The following is a 1,688-nucleotide window of genomic DNA, read 5'->3' as shown; positions in this document are numbered from 1 at the left end:
CAGCGCGTCGTACAGCACGCCCGTGTAGATCTCGCCGGCCGGCCGGGCCCCCGCCGTCAGCAGCCCGGCGTTCTTGCCGACCTCCCCGCGCAGCCCCTCGCTCAGCCCGAGCACCTCCCGGGCCTTCTCCTCGTCCCCGGAGCACAGCTCCACCAGCTCCTCCAGCACCGCCCGCCGGGCAGCGCCCAGCGCCGGCAGCGACAACGACTCCAGCCGCACCGGCGCGCCGTCACCGGACGGCGCCTTGCCTTCGGAAGGGGGCAGCAGGACGAGCACGGGGAACTCCTTCGGTGTCGCGGAACCCGGCCAGCCTACGACGCGCGCCCCGCGCCGCGTTCCGTGGTGCGGAGCTGCCGCTCTGTGCCACGATCGAGGTAAAGCACCTCGATCTCCTGGACGGTGATCAGCGCATGTCCGACTCTGGTGAGCGACCGAACGGAGGGCGTGACATGACCGCCATGGCACACGAGCCGCTCACGCACAGTGACGTCGTGCTCGAAGGCTTCCTCGCCCTGGACACCCCGGAGGGCTTCCGGGCCGAGCTGATCGAGGGCGAGATCGTCGTGACGCCACCGCCCGACGGGGATCATGAGGACTACATCAACATGATCGCCAAGCAGGTGTACCGGCAGTCCAGGACGGAGATGGACTTCTCCGGAAACAAGGGACTGAAGCTGATCGGGGGTGGACGCTGTCCGAAGAACCACGTCATCCCGGACGGTACCTTCGCCCCCTCCTCTCTCCGCCTGTTCCGGGGAGCCGAGCCCTGGATGCCGTGCGCGGGTGTGGCCATGGTCGTCGAGGTGACCTCCTCCCGCGCGGTGGCCGACCGGGAGTCCAAGCGGCGCTGTTACGCCCGTGGCGGCATCCCCGTCTACCTGCTGGTGGACCGGGACTCCTCCTCGCTGACCCTCTTCAGCGACCCTGAGGGCGACGACTACCTGCAGGCCCGCAAGGGCCCCTTCGGCAACCCCATGCCGCTGCCCGAACCGTTCTGCTTCGACCTGGACACGGCCGCCTTCCTTTGACCGCCGTGCCCGTGCCCGCACGGTCGGAGCGGGGCGCCGCGCCCGGTAGCATGGTCCCCACGGCAGACGAGCCGGGCGGGCGGCCGCGTGAGTGCCTCAGGGCGCTCCCGAGGAACGTCCGGGCTCCACAGGGCAGGGTGGTGGCTAACGGCCACCCGGGGTGACCCGCGGGACAGTGCCACAGAAAGCAGACCGCCGGGGATCTCGGTCCTCGGTAAGGGTGAAACGGTGGTGTAAGAGACCACCAGTGCCCAGGGTGACCTGGGCAGCTAGGTAAACCCCACCTGGAGCAAGGTCAAGAAGGGCTCCTTCCGCGAGGAGGGCGCCCTGCGCGGACGATCGAGGGCTGCCCGCCCGAGTCCGCGGGTGGACCGCTGGAGGCCGGTGGCAACGCCGGTCGTAGATGGATGGCCGTCGCCCCGAGGCCCGCGAGGACCTGGGGGAACAGAACCCGGCGTACAGCCCGACTCGTCTGCCCTCACGGCCCTGACCTGGGAATTCTCCCGGGCCGGGGCCGTTCTGCGCGGTTATCGCCACGCCACCGGTACGTCACCGCCACGGCTCCACCGTCCGGACGGTGACGCCCGCCGCGGAGAGCGCCGCCAGCTCGGCGGCGGGGGCGGACGCGTCGGTGACCACGGCGTGCAGGGCGGTGGCCGG

The 1,688-nt window shown here is 71.0% G+C and carries 1 protein-coding gene, 1 other RNA gene and 1 pseudogene; 2 read left to right on the top strand and 1 reads right to left on the bottom strand.

Going from position 1 to position 1,688, the window contains the following annotated elements:
• Nucleotides 1–276, bottom strand: a pseudogene (locus tag HW445_RS30015) (hypothetical protein); the annotation flags it as partial.
• Nucleotides 277–458: 182 nt separating this feature from the next.
• Between HW445_RS30015 and HW445_RS30010 the strand changes: the two are divergent.
• Nucleotides 459–1,028, top strand: coding sequence for a Uma2 family endonuclease (locus HW445_RS30010; RefSeq protein WP_180223960.1), 570 nt, complete (start codon nucleotides 459–461; stop codon nucleotides 1,026–1,028).
• Between the two features lie 67 nt (nucleotides 1,029–1,095).
• Nucleotides 1,096–1,503, top strand: an RNA gene (rnpB, locus tag HW445_RS30005) — RNase P RNA component class A.
• Nucleotides 1,504–1,688: the final 185 nt, after the last annotated feature.

This window comes from Streptomyces sp. UH6 (genome assembly GCF_013421635.1).
In the GTDB taxonomy this organism is placed as follows: domain Bacteria; phylum Actinomycetota; class Actinomycetes; order Streptomycetales; family Streptomycetaceae; genus Streptomyces; species Streptomyces abyssomicinicus.
This window is presented reverse-complemented; position numbering and strand designations above follow the sequence as displayed.